Consider the following 18,202-nt stretch of genomic DNA (forward strand, 5'->3'; position numbering starts at 1 on the left):
GCAATTGGGGCGCTGGGTTAGGCGGCTTTCCGCCTGAGGGAATCGGGATGGTGGAGATAAAACAAGAAGAACAACCCGGCGACGGTGATGGGGTAGTACCAGCCCAGATAGCTATTCAAGAGGATGAAAAGAAAGCTCAGAGAATCCAGATAGGACCAGATGGAGAGAACAAGCGCCGCGGTGAGGAAGAGGGTGATGAGGACAAGCGGGCGGGATGGGCGATTCTGAGACCGGTGGGCGAGGAAACAAGCCAGGCCGGCAGCGAGGACGTTGGTGCCGGAGAAGATGCGCAGGTCGAGCAGCAGTGCCTGGAGGGTGTTTTGGTAGTGGCTGTGGATGTGTTCCTTGATGGCAGCAATCTTGTCGGAGAGGGGAAGGGTTTTCTTTTTGATCGCCGCAAGGGCCCGGTCAGCCGTGGACCTAAGCGTCGGAGTGGAATCTTCTGGTGTTGGTACGGGTGGGGTTGCGGTGACGTTGAGGATGTAGTCCTTGGGGTTGGTACGGAAGCTGGCGATCTCGGTTTCGATCATGACAACCTGAGTCGGGGTGAGGAGCTTTTGGGCCAGGTCCGTCTGGAGGGCTTTCTCGGTCGCGTCAATGGCGGGCGTGACGAGTTGCTCAGTCCTTAAGGAGACGTAGTCTTGCGCATACGCCTCGATGCGCTGTTGCCCGATGAAAGTGTATGCGAAACAACTGGCAAACAGAACGGCGAGAGCCAAATGCAGGGTCTTCAGAACAGGCATGTGGCGAGGGGTTGGAGCTAGGGCTGGGCCTTCGGCTGAACCGGCGGGGCTACGGTGCCGGCAGGAGCGGCGGGACGGTTGCGTTGTTCCTTGAACTTGGCGGCGTCAGCCGGAGGCATGGCCATCACGACGGCTTTGTTTTTGAGCGCAATGCGTTCGGGCTCGGTGAGTTTCTGACCGAGCTTCTGTGCGGCGGCGGCTTCGAGCGCGGAGAGTTCCGGAACGAAGACCAGTTCGTACCCCCGCGGGTTGGGGAGCTTGCTAAGATCTTGATAAGCCCCCACTTGGGCGAGGCGAAGCGTGCCGTCGTGGGGCTCGTCGAGCTTCGGGGACGAGAATCTGGCCTTGGGGGCCTGGGAGACCGTGGTGACAAACGCTCCGACTGTGAGCCGGGCGGGTAGGGGCGGAGTCCCCGGCGGAGGTTTGATGGGACCGAGGGCTTCGTCAGGGATGGTGATGTCCAGCGCTTCCTCAGTGGCCATCACGATCTCGACAACATCAAGATCATCAGCGCCGAGGGCGGCGAAGGTTGACTCGGGTTTGATGCTCTCAGGGCGAAGGCCGAGTTGCCGGGCAACGATGGCTTGCACCGCAGAGAAGGGGGCGGTCGATGCAGGCTCGGACTGGGCAGGTGTTGCCGAATGTGTCGGAGGAGGGGGCCTTTGATCGCAAGAAGCCAGACTGGCGGCGAGGATGACCAAGGGCAGAGCGATGGGGGAACTTCGTGACATTTGAACTGGGGCAAATTTTTGGACCATTAAGGATCCATCCTTTTTGCATCAGTTTACCTTGAGCGGGACGGCGTTTGAAACACAAAAAGTGGGACGCGTTTTTGCCATGCCGCGCTGGGGGGGGCAGCCTTCCGGCGAACGCTTCGCGGTCGGATTGATGCCATTTTGATGCATCAAGCATATCCAGGTAGAGAGAGTCGTCCAGAATACAGCGTTCTGATGCCTGCTGTCCCGCCTAGTTGAAATCAGCGCTGCCTCCGATTCCGGCGCAGAATCAATCCCAGGGCTGCCACCAAAAGCAGCAGCCCACGCGTTGGCTCGGGAGTCACCACGAGGATGCCGTATTGGTTGAAGAGGTCAAAGTTCCATTCCCAGTTTGCATCGGCCAGCGTTGGCAGGAGCCACATCTGTTCAGCCGTCAGCACGCCGGCGTTTAGGACGCCAAAATCCAGCAGGTGGAAGGCGTCGCCCCAGGTGGGCAAGTAGCCGTTGAGTGGGTTGAATTGCAGGCTCTGTGCGACAGACAGGTTCAAGGCGCCAGTGATCTCCAGATGGTCGTGATTGCCCACTTGTTCCAGCTGCGCGGCAAACTGCGTGGGGATGGCCTCCACGGCTGTGCCGCCCACGTTGAAGGTGGCACCGGCCACGTCAAACACCAGTTTGGCCCCGGCATTCACATACACCGTGCCCGCCACTTCCAGGGCTCCCACAGGGGAAGCTGCGCCTCCGCCCGCGGAGAGTTCAGCACCTGGGGCGCCGCCATACAGAAAGACGTCCCCTGTGATCCTGCCTGTGCCACCTGCCCGGGCCCCCGCGTACACATCCACGTTGCCGTAGAAGTTCGATGTATTAACCAGCAGTGTCCCTCGCAGGACTTCAGCCACCCCGATGGAACCGGTGCCGGTGGTGGTGGAGGCCACGTGTGAGGTGCCATCCAGGATCACCGTGCCTGTGGGGGCTGCTTCGTAGTACTTGATGGTGCCTCCGCTGGTGGTGGGATTGACCAGTTGATTCACATCCATGCCCTGCTCGCCCGCGATCGCGATGCTACCTTGAAATGTTACGCTGCCTCCGCTTTCTGAAACCAAGTTAACGGAGCGGTAATCGCTCTCCAGGATCCGGATGTCTCCGGTGAAGGTGGCGTCATACGCATTGCCGTTGTGATTGATCTGGCCCACGCTCAACTTGTCAGTGTAGTCGGACACGGTGTTCATCACTGACACATCGCCATTGAAGGTGAAGTCACCCCGCAGGAGGAAGCCTGACTGGTGCGTGCCTGCCAGCAGCGTCTCACTCCAGGAGATTTCTGAGACATTTTCCCAGGCCACTCCGCTGGAGTTGGCTGCGGCGAGCACGATCTCAGATCCGTAGCGTGCGGTCACTTTCCCACCAAAGGACATGTCTGCCCCTTCAAAGATCATCTGCTGGTTGGTCTGAGCAATCAGCCAGAGTGATACGACGGTAGGAACTGCAGAGCCTCCTGTCAGATTGCCAGTGAACCGCAACTGCCGCTGCGCGGTGCCGCCGTGCAGGAGCAGGGCCCGTGCTCCGCTGAGAGCGGACAGGGCGATGTTGTAGCTGATGGTGGTGCCTCCGTTGGCGGCGCTGATCGTGCTGGCCGTCAGGTCCCATGTCACCGCTCCCGTGTCGGCAAAGTACAGAGTCTTGTTTCCGACGCCGAGGCTGTCTGCATAGGCTTGGGCTACGTAACCCGCTATGATGTAGACATCGCCTGTGAACGTGTTGTGCCGGTTGAAAAGGATGCGGCCGCCGCTGGAAGTGGTGTTGCTGGTAACGGTCAGGTCTCCGTCTCCGCTGATCAAGCCATCCAGCGTCACCCGGCGGAACGTGCTGGTGGAACCCCCTCCGACGCGGGTGAGCGTGAGGTTGTCCTCCAGCACCAGGTCTGCCCCCAGGGTCAAACTGCGGTGATCTGTCACCGTGCCAGTGCCCAGCATGTTCAGCGTGAGAACCGGGTTCGTTCCGCCTGCAGTTGCTTGAAACACCAGTTTGGACCCCGCCGTTCCCGCAGCCGCCAGTTGTTTATCTGTGACCCCGTAGTCCGCGCCCGAAACAATGAGGCTGTTGATGTAGTAGGTGCCATCCAGCGTCAGTATGTCTCCGTTGCGGTCGAAGCCTCCCATGCTGATGCCTGACGGGTTGCCGGACGTCGTGCTCGGTGGGCCGCCTGACCAGTTTCCCGCCGTGGCCCATGAGTCATTGACCGTGCCCTGCCAGACGGACTGGTCGTGCGTGAAACCCACCGCCACGGAAAAACTGAGGGTGTTGAGAAGCAGTTGCGCAATCGACAGGTTTGAAACCTTGCGCTGAAGAAAAGCTATGAGCCGGCGGGAGTGGGTTCTAGGCATCATGTTATTTTTCCGGGTTGATGATGCTGTTGTCTGTAAGCTGGATGCGTGCCCCGGGCCAGTGATGGGCGCCGTGACTGGGGGCCAAATTGTGGACTTTTGTCAGATCATTTTCATACCATTAAGTGCGTTTATAGGATGTGCGGGACAGGGCAGGGATGCTCCGACGCCCGCCGCAGGGGGATCGTGCGCAACAGGAGATGGTTATTAGTTGACGGAAAAACAGGGCCTTGTGGGATAAAAACAGGTTTCTGGTGGCTCCTGAGCACCGTTTGCGTGTGGTGGGCGGGATGGAGCTGTGTGTTATGGGTGGGAACCTGTTTTGGCCCATGATTTGGCCGGATGGTGGCTGAAAATGAGCTGAAAATGCTGTGTGGAATGCATGGCATCTGGGTGCCTGACGTCACATTTGCATCATTCTGGGTCCAGATTGGATAGGTAAATATTATTCATTTCGGCACGCGTCCAGCTATGATGGAACGCGGTTTCAAACTTCACCCTCATATGAAACTGAAGATCCACGAATCCCGCTGTGCTGCGCCAGGCCTTGAGCCGGTAGCCGCCCCGTCGCCACCCTTCATCATGAAGGTCACTGAGTCCGCCACCCCTGTTGCGTCTGGTGCGGGGTTCCGCCCCTTTGCTGGACTGCGGAGAAACCGTGCTGCCGGTTCCACTCTGGTGGAGATGGTCGTCACCGTGGGGCTCGTGGTCTCTGTGATGCTGCCTCTCGTAGGCATGCTGACCATGGGCATGGAGACGAGCCTCAAGGCCGGCGTCAACACCATCGGCTCCCGCATTACCAACCACCTTTTGGGTGAGATGCAGCAGGCCCGGTGGAAGGATCTGGACAACTGGGGGAGAGACACCCTCTACTTCAACGATCAAGGCCATCTCGTGAAGGATGGGGAGAACAGCACGGAAGTTGCCTTTGTGGCCAAGGTGCACATCGCGCCGCCTGGACTCACTCTCACCACCGGCAATGCTCCTGTGAGCAATGGGATGCAGCGCAAGGTGACCACACTCATCTCACCCGCCGGTGTCCGCCACGGGGAGCGCCTGCTAACGGAGGCGCTCACTGCGCTGGAGCAGGGGAAACCTACTCCAGCCTCCGTGAGGGTGGGGCACGGGCTCATCATCAATACCGGCAAGGACGCCTGACCTCCACCCCACATGATGCCCCCGAATCTCACCTCCCGGGGCCCGCAGCCCCCTCTCTGTCCCCATATGCACCGCCTGCCCGCACGGGGATTCAGCCTGGTGGAGCTTCTCACCAGTCTGGCCATCTTCTCCATCGTCCTCGTTGCCATGGGCGAGATGGTGGGCGCCGTGCTCAATCAGTTGCGCATTGGGGAAGCCCGTTTTGGTCAGTTTCAGGAGTCACAGGCCGCCTTTGACAGCATCACCCGGCGGCTTTCCACCTGTGAGCTGAATCCCTACTATGATTTCCAGTACCCAGGCTCTCCGCCGGACACGAGTGCCGTGCCCACCCGATATGATCTGGAGTCTGACCTGCATTTCGTGAGTGGCCCCGCGGCGAGCGGTCCCAATGCTCTGCTGCCCACGGGTCCTCATCCAGGACATGCCATCTTTTTCCACGGGACCTTTGGTCTTACGGACAATCCCGCCTGGAGCGAGTTGGGAACGCTGTTGAACAGCTGGGGATATTATGTGGAGTTTGGCGATGACGATGGGCAGAGAGCGGCCTTTCTGAATGCTGGCTCCACATCGCCGCGCCGCCATCGCTTCCGGCTCAAGGAACTGCAGGTGCCTGCTGAAGCCTTGCGGACCTATGCCGCCGGACTGAACGTCCAGACCAATGCTGCGGGACTTTACTCCTGGTTCCGTATGGCAGCTGCCGCCGGACAATCCCACACCCTGGCAGAGAATGTGGTGGCGCTCGTCATCAGTCCGCTGAGCCCGGTGCCGGAGACTGGCACTACGGAAAAAGAGACGGACGTGGCGCCAGATTACTTTTATGACACGCGAGCCTATCAACATGCCGCCACGAGCAGCGCCTTGATGCAACGAACCCGCCATCAGCTTCCGCCCCTGTTGCGCGTGACTCTTGTTGCCCTTGATGAGCCCTCCGCTCAAAAGCTGGCTGAGGCCAGCGGCAGTGACATGCCCGAGCTCCTTTCGACTGGAGCCTTTCATGATGCGACGAAATTCGATGCCGATCTTCAGCAGTTCGAAAGCGCCCTCACGGAGCGGAACCTTCGTTTCCGCACCTTCTCCACGACCATCCGGCTGCGCAATGCGCGGTGGAATGACCTCCCGTGAGCTTCGTGGTTTTCCCAATCCTCTTCTCCAAAAAATCATGAACTCCGATCTGACCGCCAGGGCTGGCTTGAGGCTTGACAGGAGGCGGTGTTCTGCGCGCCGGTCGGCCGCATTCACCCTCATCGAGCTGCTGCTCGTGGTCACCATCATGGCGCTCATGCTCTCCCTCACTGCAGGTGTCTCTCAGGGGGTGGTGAACTCCATGAACTTCCGTCAGGCCATCCAGAACGTGAAGACCCAACTGGATACGGCCAGACAGACCGCGATGACGAAGAATCGCCCCGTCATGGTTCGCCTCACTGAGGAGCGGGATGATCTGGGGGTGCTCTCCTGGCGAGGCATCCAGATCGGGATGGTGGAGGCTGTCACAGACCCTTCCGCCAGCGGCTACCAGCGTCCTGTGCCCGGCAGCTATGAGCCTGAATTCAAAGCCGTCTCGCCGCCTGAGCGCCTGCCTTCTGGCTTTGTGTTTCATCCTTCAGATGCCTACTCCACCCTGCTGGGGGATCATTCCGCAGTGGCCAGCGGCACGGTGACGGGGCCAGATGGAGGATCAAGGAAATATCAAGAGTTTGTCTTTCTGCCGGACGGGCGTTGTGCCCTGCCCGCCAGCCAGTCGTGGACGTTGACCCTGGTGCGTGAAAGGGATGTGAGCGATTCGGCAAATGATTTGCCGGCCGACTTTGCCACGATCCAGATCGACACCCGCACGGCGCGTGCCCGCATTTACCGTCGCTAGGGACGGCCTGTCATTTCCTACAGACCAACCACTCGAACCCCGCCATTGCAAAAACCCCCCTCACACCTGCTGCCGATGACCCCCCGTCCATCAGGAATGACCCTCCTTCCGGTCCTCTTCATCATCGCCCTCATTACCATTGTAGTGGTGATGTTCTTTGGTCTCTCGACAGTGCAGTATCAATCCTCCACCCAGCAGGCCGCCGCGCAGGACGTGGGGAGCCTGCGGGACATGGCGGTGAACCTGGCCATCGGCCAGCTCCGCCAGGGGACCACAGAGAGCAATGCGGTCTGGATCTCGCAGCCTGGCGCCGTGCGTACTTATGCCTCCAATTCCGGGGCTCCCTCACGCATCTACAAGCTCTACAGCGCAGGGGAGATGGTGACCTCCGCATCAGGGCTCACGGCGGCCGCGCTCAATCTGGAGACAGACGTCCCTCCCTCCTGGCAGAGTCTGCCGGAAGTCTACGCCGACCTCAATGAGCCAGCGATACGAGATACCGGTGAGCTGGCGTTTCCTGTGCTCGACCCACGCGCCATGGAGAGCAATGGTGCCGTGCCGCCACCCGGAGCAACCACCCCGGAGGGGTTTCGTTACACCGCGAGCCTGGCTGTGGGCGGATCCGCCGTGGATGGGGTGCATCTGCCCGGCACATTCCCGGAGGATCAGCGGGTTCCCATGCCGGTGCGGTGGATCTATCAGCTGGCCAATGGCACTTATGGGGTGCTGGATCCGGCAACGAAAGAGTTTGTTCCCTTCCTGGATCAGGGAAGCGGCACCACACCCAGTGTGGACAATCCCATTATTGGCCGCATTGCCTTCTGGACGGATGACGAGACGAGCAAGGTGAATGTCAACACCGCCAGTGAGGGCATCCACTGGGACACGCCTCGTGCCGCCACTCCGGAGGACGTGGCCTATGCTTCACAGACGCCGGTTCGCAACGAGGTACAGCGTTTTGGCGGGCACCCCGCATCCACCAGCCTGAGCAGCGTATTCTTTCCCCATGAGCGCCTGGTCCCCGGTGTGGGGCAGGGGAGTGCGCGGCTGCAGCAGATCTATGACATGGCGCCGCGGGTGAACTACCGCAGTGGTACGGGAGTGGGTGCATCTGCCACCGGCATTCTTGGGGGGAGCGCCAGTCCGGTTGCGTTTGACAAGGACCGCCTCTACGCGAGCATTGACGAGTTTATTCTACAGGCTCCTGGAGCCAGTCCACCCGCCCAGAGGACCATGCAGCCGCTCCTGGCTGCAGATCCCTCCAGACTCGCCCGTTTGCGTTTTTTCCTCACTGCTGAGAGTCGTGCGCCGGAGACCACTGCTGCGGGCACACCACGAATCTCCCTGTGGCCCACCAGCTGGGATCCTGACACGAGCTCGAGCCGGTACACTTCGTTTGACCGTCTCGGCATGTTCGCCGCCACCCTCGGCGGCAAGCCTTACTACTACCGGCGCTACCTCAATCCCAACAGTGCGCTCACAGAGTACGGATCTTCCAACAGCACAGGGGCCAACTTGGAGAATCTGCGTGGCAACGCTGATTTGTCACGCTATCTCATTGCCCTCAGCACCCTGACCAAGCAGGGCTACACCGGCTCGCTCAAGGACAAGTATGGTCAGGCCAACATGGCCGCCGGCCTGATCTCGATGCTGGAGTACGTCCGCCAGACCAACATACACGACACCACGCTCTCCACCACTGGCACAAAGGTGCAGCCATATGATCAGGGGGTTTGGGGGTCAACGTCCTTTCCTGGAACCGAGACGCACGGGCAAATCATCAATGTGGCCTACACTGCTTTGCCTGCGCCCGTGGTGGATCATCTCAACGAAGATTCCCAGATTCGGGCCAATGCGCTGAACCGCATCTACACACTTTCCGAGTTTGGTCTCGTGCTGAGTCTCGCGGCAGAGAACCCCAGCTCGGGGCCCAAGTACAATGAAACACTCTGCACGCAGCTGAAGGTGCCTGCGGGATACAAGGCCATCCAGATTGGCACGGCATTTGAGGGCTTCTGCCCCAGCCAGGGATATTCCATGATCGCCCCGTCCGCAGGGATTCGCGTGGTGGGACTGGACACCCTGCGCATGGTGACCAGCCAGTCTGGGACTGCTGGCCGTGCCGCCGGTGGAGACGTCACGGGCCCGCAGCCTACCTACACGCAAACGGCCTTCAACACTTGGGGGAGATGGAATCACAGCGTGCCTCACCTTTGCTACCTCACCGGCATGGCCATGCCGGGTGCTGCGGCCAAGGTGTCGAAGGGGGTCGACTGGTGGATCGGCTGGGGCGGGTCCGGCGGACGTAGCCTGTATGTGGATGCCCCCACCAAGGCGGGCATCGGCACCACCGGCGCCTATGTCACGAACATCACCTCCATTGGCGAGGCGAATTTTTACTTGCCGCAGTTTGGCGAGACTGTTTCGAACCAGACGCAGGCCAGTTTTTACAGCCGGGGTTATTTTCTCGTACCCAGCGCGGACACCCACGTCACTCTGAAGTCCGCCACAGCTCTCCAGCTCTACAGCGGCTATGTGAACTACGGTCCCAGTCATGCGTTGATCCGGCACTACATCACCATCCCCACGGGCATGGTGGTGCCTGTGCCCAAGGCACCGGTGGCATTGCTGCCCACCTGGCGGGAGCGCATCGCCGCCGCCAGTGCCAATCGTGCGCGTGCGCCGGAAGTCATTGACCGTGGCGATGTCGTCCGGACCTGGACGGTTCGCCACGGCGACTATCGGCTGGTTTCCATGCGGGAGAATGAGAAAAGTCACAACGAGACCCACAAGCTCTTCCTGCCTCATCCGGAGTGGAATCCGGGCGAGGCTGGTGGTGAAGCGCAGAACAAGCTGCAGATCCATTCCTTCACCAAAGCTGGCGGCGAGTGGGAGCGTCAGCAGCAAGGGGATCCGCGAAGCACAAATTCAGCAGTGGCCCAGCCGGTGGATGCTCGGCCGGCCCGTGGTCTGGCCGCTGGCGTCACGTATGCGGAAAAGACCCAGCCCGACTTCACCCGGCTGCCTTCGTCGCCTTTGTACTTTGCCGGGAGGCCTGCGAGCTACCCCTACAGCCTGGATCCCAGTGACACACGGGATTGGGACAACGGCACCGGTATCGCGCCTGATGGAGCCTACTGGAACAAGCCAGATGACGTGGCCAAGATCGCCGATGGCACGATCCCGCCCTATTTTTCCTCCCGGCCTTGGGATGGAGTGCGTCCGGAGGAGCTCAATCAAACCAGTGCGCCCAACCAGCTTATTCCCTCCGCCGTCATGTTTGGCTCCATCTCCTCAGGGGTGGTCACTGGTTTGCCTTGGACCACTTACCTCTTCCGGCCGAACCTCTCTCCCACTGGGCACGTGGGGGAGAAAGGCCAGTCTGTGGCGGGCAGCGATCCGAACGCGCCGCCGGATCACACAATCTTGGACTGGTTTTGGATGCCGGTGTTGCAGCCCTATGCCATCAGCGAGCCCTTCTCCACCGCGGGGAAGATCAACATGAACTACCGGATCGTGCCCTTCACGAACATCCGTCGTGCCACCGGCCTTCATGCAGTGCTGAAGAGCGAACGGCTGCTGGCCATCCCCAATGATGCCGGGGCCACCTACAAGGATTATGCCAGCGCTTCCGCCAACACTGGCTGGCGGCACTATCTGGATGTGGACAAGACGCTCCTCCAGTGGGACCTCAAGTTCAACAGCGGCGGCTTCTTCAAAAATGCCAGCGAGATCTGTGAGCAATTCCTCGTACCCGAAGGGCAGGGCATCTCAGCCACCAGCACCAATGCCTTGCGGGTGGAGATGACGCAGTACTGGGACAATCACCGCCTCACCGGTGACAACACGCTGGAAAGACCCTATGCCAATCTCTATCCACGCCTTACCACCCGGTCAAACACCTTCCGCGTGCACTATCTGGTTCAAAGCCTGAGGAAAGCCCGAACGAGTGATCCGCTCACCTTTGATCCTGCCAAAGATGTTGTGACGGGGGCAGCTCAAGGGGACGCGCTGGTGGAGCGCGCCATTGATCCCAGTGATCCTGCGCTCTCCACCAGCCAGTATGACTACATGGCCAAGCTCAATGCAGGAACCTTCACCACGGATCTTGATTCGGGCGCGCTCAAGTCCCTGGATAGACTCTATACCTGGCGCGTCCGGCAATTCCGGAACTTCGCGAAGTGAGGCTCGGCCCGCTTCGCGGGAGACAGAAGACTTTAAGACTCAAGACTCAAGACCTGATGTGACGCCTTTTTTGGTTGTGGTGGATCGTGTGTCTCTTTTGGAGGGGAGTCCAGATCGCCGCTCCTTGGATCCTTAGGCGTGATCACAGTGAACCGGCGACTGGGTGCAGCAGACTCTTAACCTGACTCTCCAATCGCGGGCTCATAGCCAAATTCTACTCCAGCGGCGGCAACTTCGCGCTGTAGTGCACAGCCCGGTGACGGTTGTCGTCGTAGGCAAAGTGCAACCACTGCTTGTCCTTGCTCACGAAGCCGTCCGGGTAGTTGATGTTGCCCTTTGGTCCATCGCTGGATTCAGGCACCAGCACGCGCTGGTAGGGCCAGGTCTTCAATCCGTCAAAGCTGATCCACAGGGCCAGCGGGGTGCGGCGCTTGGGATTGGGATTGTGCACCATCGCGACGGTGTCGCCGCCCAGGGGATAGAGCGTGGCCTTGCTGCCGGGATTGGGGACGTCCGTTTTTTCGGCGAACTCCGGCCAGGTCCGGCCCCCGTCTTTGGATTCGGCGTAGTAGAGGACTCCGCCCAGTTTGTCGCCACGGATGATCATGGCGATGCGTCCGTCGCTCAGTTCTGCCAGATTGTTCTCCGCCCAGCCAAAGTATTTGTCATCTGTGGTCAGGCGGATGTTGCCATGCTCGGTCCAGGTCTTGCCGCCATCGCTGCTCATGATCACACCGTTGCGGGGATTCGTGAAGGCGCGGTCAAGCGGGGCTTTGTCCTGCTCTGCCTCCGGCCCGACGTAGTGCTGGAAGGGGAGGAGGATGCGGCCGTCCTTGGTGATGATGTGATTGCGGATGAAAGTGCGCTCTTTCAGGCGGCCGGGCACCTCCTGAGGCTTGCTCCAGGTCTTGAAGGAGTCGTCGCTGGTCAAGAACCACGAACGCCAGTCATTCGCCCAGTGCTTGGAGTGGGTGGAGAAATAGAGGGTGGCCCGTCCATCGCGAATCATTAGCTCTGTCGGACCTTGACCGATGGTCTTTCCTTCGCGGGGAAAGCCCACGTCAAACGACTCCAGCGGCGTCCAAGTTTTACCTTGATCCTTGCTGCGGGTCACGCCGGTGTAGTTGAGCGGGGAGGGCTCGGTGTCGCCGCCGGCCAGGATGAAGAGAATCCAGGACCCGTCCGGCAGTTCCCGCAACGTGGTGTCACAGACCATGGAGTTCGGTTTGATCCCGTCATAGGGGATGGAGGAGCGGTCCTGCTTGGCGTCCTCAGCAGCCTGGACGGTCCAGTCCTTGGCCTGCAGGGGGCTCAGATGGGAAAGAGGAAACAAAGCAGCGGTCAGGGCCAGCCGCGCCAGGCTGTGGAGTGGGTGAGAGTGCGGTTGAGGATTCATGTGAGGCTGATACGGAGCGTGAGAACGTTTTGCGCAGCTGTTGGCGGGGTAAGTGGTGTTATGGTAACATTTTGGCTGCCGGTCCAGAATCAGAGGGGCCGGCATGGTGCTTCTATGTAATATTTTCACCTTCCGGGACTGGGGTTGTTTCGCTACGGTGGTGTGTTTGTAAAAAAATACCCCCTGATACATGAAGCGCCGCTCTCTCATTGCATTGGCCAGCACCTCGCTTGCACCTCTTTTGGGGACGCAGTCAGCCGCTGCTGAGGATAGACCCAAGAGTGGAGGAAACGACGGAGACACATCGCCGGTCCGTCTCTCCAGCATGGACTGGCTCAAGCGCGCTTTTGAACCTGGTGACTTCGTGGTGGCCTACTATCTGCGCGATCCGGAGGACGCAGACAGGCGCCCCAAAGTTCCAGGCGCGGATCCGTTCGACGGTGGGGATGCCGGGGCATGGGCAAATGAGCATGGTGCCAGCTCACCAGCACCCACTACGGCCCCGACTGTAGAGCCGACCCGGAACTTGGGTTATCGTATTCTGAACCATTCCGGTCCGGGACCGGTGATGGTTGATGTCGCCGCGCTGATCAGCCGCAAGGTGAAAGAGGCGCGAGTGCCTGGGCCGGAGATCGCTCCATTGGTGGCCGCGCTACTGGACAGCCAAGAGCTGCTCACCCTTAAAGACTGTTACTCGCCGCGGCATCTCGTCCTTTTCTACGATTCCCTGGGCAGCGTAAAGGCTGGCTTGGAGATCTGCTTTTCCTGCGAGAGTTTTCGAGTCGTGCCAGTTTTCCAAGAAGGCGTTTCGCAAACGGGTGATCTCCTTACGGTCGCCCGCCTCTTTGACAAACTCGGTCTTCCGTTGGGACATGAAGGGCTTACCTTGAAAGCTTATGAGGAATTCATCCTCGGTGAGCGTGCTGAAGCGAAGTCGTCTGCAACGCCCGAGGCAGAGGAGAATAGAGGGGGCGCGCGATGAATTTCAACGAACCGCGCAGCGCCACCGGCTTTGGCAACGTCTGGTCTCCGCTGGTTTCATTGGCTGGTGCGGCTGCGGTCTTGATCGTGGCAAGCATTCCCATCGTGCCCAAACCACTGTCCCAGCTAAGCGGTCGCAATGCCTGCGTAGCGGTCTTTGGCCCCGGATCTCAGTCCACGGGGCGCTTTGTGACGGCTTCTCACGAAGATTTGGCCGATATATTCCTCCAGGAGTTGCTGGCTCCAGGAAACTTCGTGATGGCCTATTCGATGCATGATCCAGTCGAGGAAAAGGGTTCCCGGTCGGACTATTCGATCCGGAACTCCAATGATGAACTCAACGTCCGTGATCTGGTGAGCCGTGTGGCACATCAGGTGCGACTTCGGAATGCTGTAGCCACCAGTGTCATGAAGTCGCTGTTGGTCAGTCGGCTGGAGTTGGATCCCGCAGCGTGCTTTTCTCCCCGGCAGCTAGTGGTGTTCTATGATCCTTATGGTTCGCCGGTAGGGGTCGTGGAGCTGTGCTTCACTTGCCGGAGGTACACCCTCGCCCGGCCCGGGGTGCGCACGCTATTCTTTGGGAGAGGGGACCTGCTGGCTGTGGCTACCACCCTCAAGGAGGCCGGATTGGCCATTGGGCAGGAAGTGCCTGATTTGGCGACTTACGCTGCGGGACTCCAGCGGAGCAGGGACAACTGGCTGAAATGGACGGATGAGGCCGCAGCTGAAGACGAGGCCAGCCATCAGCACTGGCGTTGACCCGTGCCCAAGCAGCCGCCCGTGTACGTATTAGACCGTCCATCCGGACGCTTGACCGCAGAAGATATAGTGAACTTTCTGGTTGAAGGTGGATGGCATTTTATCGTCCAATCTCGCGTGCCCGGTACATCCTTATCCTGAGGCCCTTTCTCTAAAACACCCATCTTGAACCTCTTGAGCAACTCTATGAAAAGAACCCAATATTCCTTGCTGGCCGCTCTCACAGTTGGCCTCGCTTCCTGCAGCAGCGGTCCCAACGCCCAGACCGGTACGGTGCTCGGCGCTCTCGGTGGCGCCGCGGCGGGCGGCATCATCGGTCACCAGAGCGGTCGCGGCCTGGAAGGTGCCGCTATCGGTGCAGGCCTCGGCGGCCTCGGCGGCAACATGATCGGCGGTGCGCAGGATCAGCGCAACTATGAGCGTCGCGAGTACTACCGCCGCGGCGGTGGCTACGGTGGATATGGTGGCGGCTACGGCGGGTACTGAGTTGCCCTCCAGGCTTTGCCGTGTCGACCTTGTGAGGTCGGAGTGCAGATGCCCTTTTGGTGGCCGTCCTCCCGAGGACGGCCACGTTTTGTTTATCATTCCGGTCTAGCCCTCCATCCAGCCTGCCACTTGATGGGCAGAGGGGCGTAGGGTGGACGAATGCCGGGTGATGTGGCATCAGTTCGGGCGCAGTCATGACGAGTTCCCCGGTTGAATCCCCGCCTCCATGCGATTTGCCAGCAGGGATGGCTGAGGCCGTGAATGAGACTGTGGAGGGGGTGGCAGAGGGGCACCCGGTTCCCGTCTTCCGCCAGCTTCGTCTTTTCGCGGCGGAGAATCCCATGCGCGCTCGTTTTCCGCGCGCTTTCATGCAGACAGTCCCTCGTGAGCCCGGGGTGTACTACTTTCGTGATGTCGCGGGGAAGTTGCTCTATGTCGGCCAGTCTCATGAGCTGCGCAAACGAGTGGGAAGCTACCGTCACATTCATCCCGATCGTCATCCGCGCCGGTTGGTGCGGCTGGTTCATCAGGTGAGGCAGATCGAGTGGGAAATATGCGAGAGTCCAGAAGCTGCCATTGAGCGCGAACGGGTGCTCTTGCTCGAACTCCGCCCGGGGTTTAATCGCGCCGGGGTGTGGAAGCCGCCGCCTTGGTGGTTGCGCGTGAGTTTGGATACCGGCGTGGAAGGGCAGGGGAATGACTTGTCGCCCCTGCTGCGGGTGGACCTCTGCACCGATGCATCGCTCATTGCCAATGCCGCTCCGGTTGCTGCTGCCATGGAAGATCTGGTCGGTGAAGGTTCAGGCAGCCCCTTGCGCGCGGAGCGCCAGAGCTTCTTACTGGGGCCATTTCCTTCCTCTTTCCGCTGGGTGCATGCCGCGATGCTGCGATGCCTGCATCGATGGTTGTTTCCAGAAATCCCGCTGCACGCCCTGCCGGCGGGGCTCATGAGGGAAAAAGCTCTGCGTCAGGTGGCGTGGGCGCTCCCAACCACGATGACGGCAGAGGAGGTGGCCCGGCAGATCTGTGAGTGCTTCCAGGTATCCTCCGGTGACGGCGATTCCACCGCGAGTTCGCTGCTCAGTGCCTTCACCTCGCTCGTTCACGACGACCTACCACCCATGGAGAAAGAGTTTTGGCACTCCCAGGTGGAAGCTGTGGTGAAGTTTGTGGAGAAGTTGGGCGGGCGCCCGTTAAAGGGGGAGGCTCAGTAAAAGAAGCGAGGGACATTCTTGTCCCGGTTCGAGCCGGGTGTCCCATAAGGAGGCCGCGGCGATGTCTGTCGGTCGGTATTGCCTGCCGCTGGATCGTGCGATGAGTCCGGGACTGGAAAGTCCCTGCCTCCTTTTACTGAGAGGCGCTGGGCGTACTCCTTCGCTTGACCCGTCCGCCGGGCCTGCTTAGGGAGAGCACAATCTCATGAGCTCCCCCACCAGCCCATCCACCGCCCCTGCCTTTGACTCCACCATCCCTGCCATCGGCATCATCGGTGGGAGTGGTCTGTACGACATTGAAGGTCTGACGGACCGCGAGGAGATTCGCGTGAGCACGCCCTTTGGTGATCCTTCGGACGTGATCGTCACCGGCGTCCTGGCGGGGCGGCGAGTCTATTTCCTGCCCCGACACGGTCGTGGCCATCGTCTCCTGCCCACGGAACTGCCGCACCGGGCCAACATCTACGCGCTGCGCTCCCTGGGAGTGCGCTTCATCATTGCGGTCACTGCCGTGGGCAGCCTGCGTCAGGAGTATCGGCCCCGGGACATCGTCCTCCCGCATCAGTTCTTTGACCGGCTTTCCCGCCGGGATCAGCACACTTTCTTTGGTCGTGGGATCGTGGCGCATGTCGCTTTTGCAGACCCGATCAGCACCGGCTTGCGCCTGCTCCTGGCCGAGGCGGCCCGCGAGGAGGGCGCGACCGTCCACGACGGTGGCACCTACGTCTGCATGGACGGCCCTGCCTTCTCGACCCGGGCGGAGTCCAATGCGAACCGTCAGCTCGGATTTGACGTCATCGGCATGACCAACCTCCCCGAGGCCAAGCTGGCCCGTGAGGCGGAGATTGCCCTCGCCACTCTCGCGATGGTGACTGACTACGACTGCTGGAAGATCGAGGAGGAGCCTGTCACGGCCGAGACCGTGGTGGGGCATCTGCACGCGAACGCTGCCCGGGCAAAAAACATCGTGGCCCGGGTCATTGCCCGTATTCCCACGGTCGCCAGCTGGCCCGAGCACTCCGCGTTGAACGGTGCCATGCTTACCCCCCGCAGCTTCTGGCCCTCAGAGACCGTGTCGTCTCTGGAGGCCATTCTCAGCCCGTATCTAGGCGAAGCCGCAACCGGGGAGTAGAGCTACGTGGCCCTGACCATGCACCTCGAGCATTTTCCGCCTTTTCAACCCGGAGGGATCGTTTACGGTGCTTAACCAATCCGCCCCCCCCATTTCACCTTAAAAGATTTTTTCATCACGTGACCAAACCTCGCATGCTATTCTCCCTCTGGCTCAGTGTCATCCTCGCAGGTGGGCAAACGGGTTGCTCCGTGCTGAAGAAGGAACCGCAGGTGGTCACGCCTGCACCCATCCAGAGTCGGCCCACGCCGCCGCCCAACACGGGAGGTGGTCTCAAACGTGGTCTGCAGAACCCGGATTTCTACCAGATCCCCAAGGTCCCGCCGCCGGGAGCCCGTTACTCGTACTCCTCGGTGCGCGTGAACGGCCCGTACATCGCGATGACGTTTGACGATGGCCCGCACCCCACGAATACGCCGCGGCTGCTGAACATGCTGAAGGAGCGCAACATCAAGGCGACCTTCTATGTGGTGGGGCAGCTGGCACGGGAATACCCCAACATCATCCGCCGCATCCTGGCGGAAGGGCACGAAATCGGTAACCACACCTACTCCCACCCCATCCTCACCAAGGTGTCTGACGACCGGATCCGCAAGGAACTGGGGGATACCCACAAGGCACTGGTGGACATCGCTGGCTATCATCCCCGCACCATGCGCCCTCCTGGTGGCGGCACCAATGCCCGCCTGAAGCAGTGGTTCCATGACGAGTACGGCTACAGCACCATCATGTGGAGTGTGGATCCCATGGACTGGAAGCGCCCGGGCGTGAGCGTCGTCACCAGCCGACTGGTGAACGGGGCCCATCCTGGTGCCATCCTCCTGGCACACGATCTGCATGCTCCTACCATCGACGCCATGCCCAACACGCTGGATGGCCTCCTCTCCAAAGGTTACCGCTTCGTCACCGTGAGCCAGCTCATCAACATGGAAGTGGCAGCGCCCGCCGGTGGTGCTGCTGTGACCGGCAACGCGGCCCCGGCAGGCAATGCCCCGGCACCGTTGCCAGGTCTGGGCTCTCCCATGAGCGCCCCGGCCCCGTCCGCAGCTCCTGGCGTGGGGTTCCCCCAGCAGCTGCCGTCAGAGGCACCTCTGGCCCCGGCGCCTGGCGGTTTCTAAGAAGTGATTTCTCCACCTTCCGCACCCTCCCGCCTCCGCTTCAGTTTTAACCTCACCCTCCCATCCCCA

General features: G+C 60.6%; 13 protein-coding genes and 1 pseudogene. 10 read left to right on the forward strand and 4 right to left on the reverse strand.

Features of this window, described 5'->3' with window-relative positions:
* Window positions 1-17 precede the first annotated feature (17 nt).
* The 3 genes and pseudogenes from BV106_RS16465 to BV106_RS16475 form a co-directional block, all read right to left on the reverse strand.
* Window positions 18-743, reverse strand: coding sequence for a hypothetical protein (locus tag BV106_RS16465; RefSeq protein WP_038166489.1), 726 nt, complete (start codon window positions 741-743; stop codon window positions 18-20).
* A 437-nt stretch (window positions 744-1,180) separates the two neighbouring features.
* Window positions 1,181-1,333, reverse strand: a pseudogene (locus BV106_RS39280) (phosphopantetheine-binding protein); the annotation flags it as partial.
* Between the two features lie 386 nt (window positions 1,334-1,719).
* The gene (locus BV106_RS16475) at window positions 1,720-3,846 is read right to left on the reverse strand and encodes a PEP-CTERM sorting domain-containing protein (RefSeq protein ID WP_265595758.1); all 2,127 of its coding nucleotides are present in this window, start codon (window positions 3,844-3,846) and stop codon (window positions 1,720-1,722) included.
* A gap of 501 nt (window positions 3,847-4,347) precedes the next feature.
* On the opposite strand from BV106_RS16475, the gene BV106_RS16480 reads away from it, so the two are divergent.
* From BV106_RS16480 to vccA, 4 genes are all read left to right on the forward strand, one after another.
* A complete protein-coding gene (locus BV106_RS16480; protein ID WP_265595759.1) occupies window positions 4,348-5,001 on the forward strand; it encodes a hypothetical protein in 654 nt (217 codons plus the stop codon).
* A gap of 66 nt (window positions 5,002-5,067) precedes the next feature.
* The gene (gene vccC / locus BV106_RS16485) at window positions 5,068-6,123 is read left to right on the forward strand and encodes a Verru_Chthon cassette protein C (RefSeq protein WP_038166493.1); all 1,056 of its coding nucleotides are present in this window, start codon (window positions 5,068-5,070) and stop codon (window positions 6,121-6,123) included.
* Between the two features lie 37 nt (window positions 6,124-6,160).
* Window positions 6,161-6,862: a Verru_Chthon cassette protein D gene (gene vccD / locus BV106_RS16490; protein WP_265595760.1), complete on the forward strand. Its 702-nt coding sequence runs from the start codon at window positions 6,161-6,163 to the stop codon at window positions 6,860-6,862.
* Between the two features lie 96 nt (window positions 6,863-6,958).
* Complete coding sequence (gene vccA / locus BV106_RS16495) at window positions 6,959-11,047, forward strand: Verru_Chthon cassette protein A (RefSeq protein ID WP_038166497.1); 4,089 nt, start codon at window positions 6,959-6,961, stop codon at window positions 11,045-11,047.
* Window positions 11,048-11,261: 214 nt separating this feature from the next.
* Here vccA and BV106_RS16500 read toward each other — a convergent pair whose 3' ends face one another.
* Window positions 11,262-12,443, reverse strand: coding sequence for a sialidase family protein (locus tag BV106_RS16500; RefSeq protein WP_265595761.1), 1,182 nt, complete (start codon window positions 12,441-12,443; stop codon window positions 11,262-11,264).
* A 190-nt stretch (window positions 12,444-12,633) separates the two neighbouring features.
* On the opposite strand from BV106_RS16500, the gene BV106_RS16505 reads away from it, so the two are divergent.
* The 6 genes from BV106_RS16505 to BV106_RS35730 all read left to right on the forward strand — a co-directional run bounded on the left by BV106_RS16505 (window position 12,634) and on the right by BV106_RS35730 (window position 18,133).
* Entirely contained in the window at window positions 12,634-13,425 is a 792-nt protein-coding gene (locus BV106_RS16505; RefSeq protein WP_265595762.1) for a hypothetical protein, read from the forward strand.
* Entirely contained in the window at window positions 13,422-14,183 is a 762-nt protein-coding gene (locus BV106_RS16510; RefSeq protein ID WP_038166502.1) for a hypothetical protein, read from the forward strand. Before BV106_RS16505 ends, BV106_RS16510 begins: the two co-directional genes overlap by 4 nt.
* Window positions 14,184-14,369: 186 nt before the next feature.
* Complete coding sequence (locus BV106_RS16515; RefSeq protein WP_038166504.1) at window positions 14,370-14,669, forward strand: glycine zipper domain-containing protein; 300 nt, start codon at window positions 14,370-14,372, stop codon at window positions 14,667-14,669.
* Window positions 14,670-15,037: 368 nt separating this feature from the next.
* Window positions 15,038-15,883, forward strand: coding sequence for a nucleotide excision repair endonuclease (locus tag BV106_RS16520; protein WP_265595763.1), 846 nt, complete (start codon window positions 15,038-15,040; stop codon window positions 15,881-15,883).
* Window positions 15,884-16,088: 205 nt separating this feature from the next.
* Window positions 16,089-17,015, forward strand: coding sequence for an S-methyl-5'-thioadenosine phosphorylase (gene mtnP / locus BV106_RS16525; RefSeq protein WP_051945956.1), 927 nt, complete (start codon window positions 16,089-16,091; stop codon window positions 17,013-17,015).
* 119 nt (window positions 17,016-17,134) lie between these two features.
* The gene (locus tag BV106_RS35730) at window positions 17,135-18,133 is read left to right on the forward strand and encodes a polysaccharide deacetylase family protein (RefSeq protein WP_265595764.1); all 999 of its coding nucleotides are present in this window, start codon (window positions 17,135-17,137) and stop codon (window positions 18,131-18,133) included.
* The last annotated feature ends 69 nt before the right edge of the window (window positions 18,134-18,202 follow it).

Source organism: Verrucomicrobium sp. BvORR106 (assembly GCF_000739655.1).
In the GTDB taxonomy this organism is placed as follows: domain Bacteria; phylum Verrucomicrobiota; class Verrucomicrobiia; order Verrucomicrobiales; family Verrucomicrobiaceae; genus Verrucomicrobium.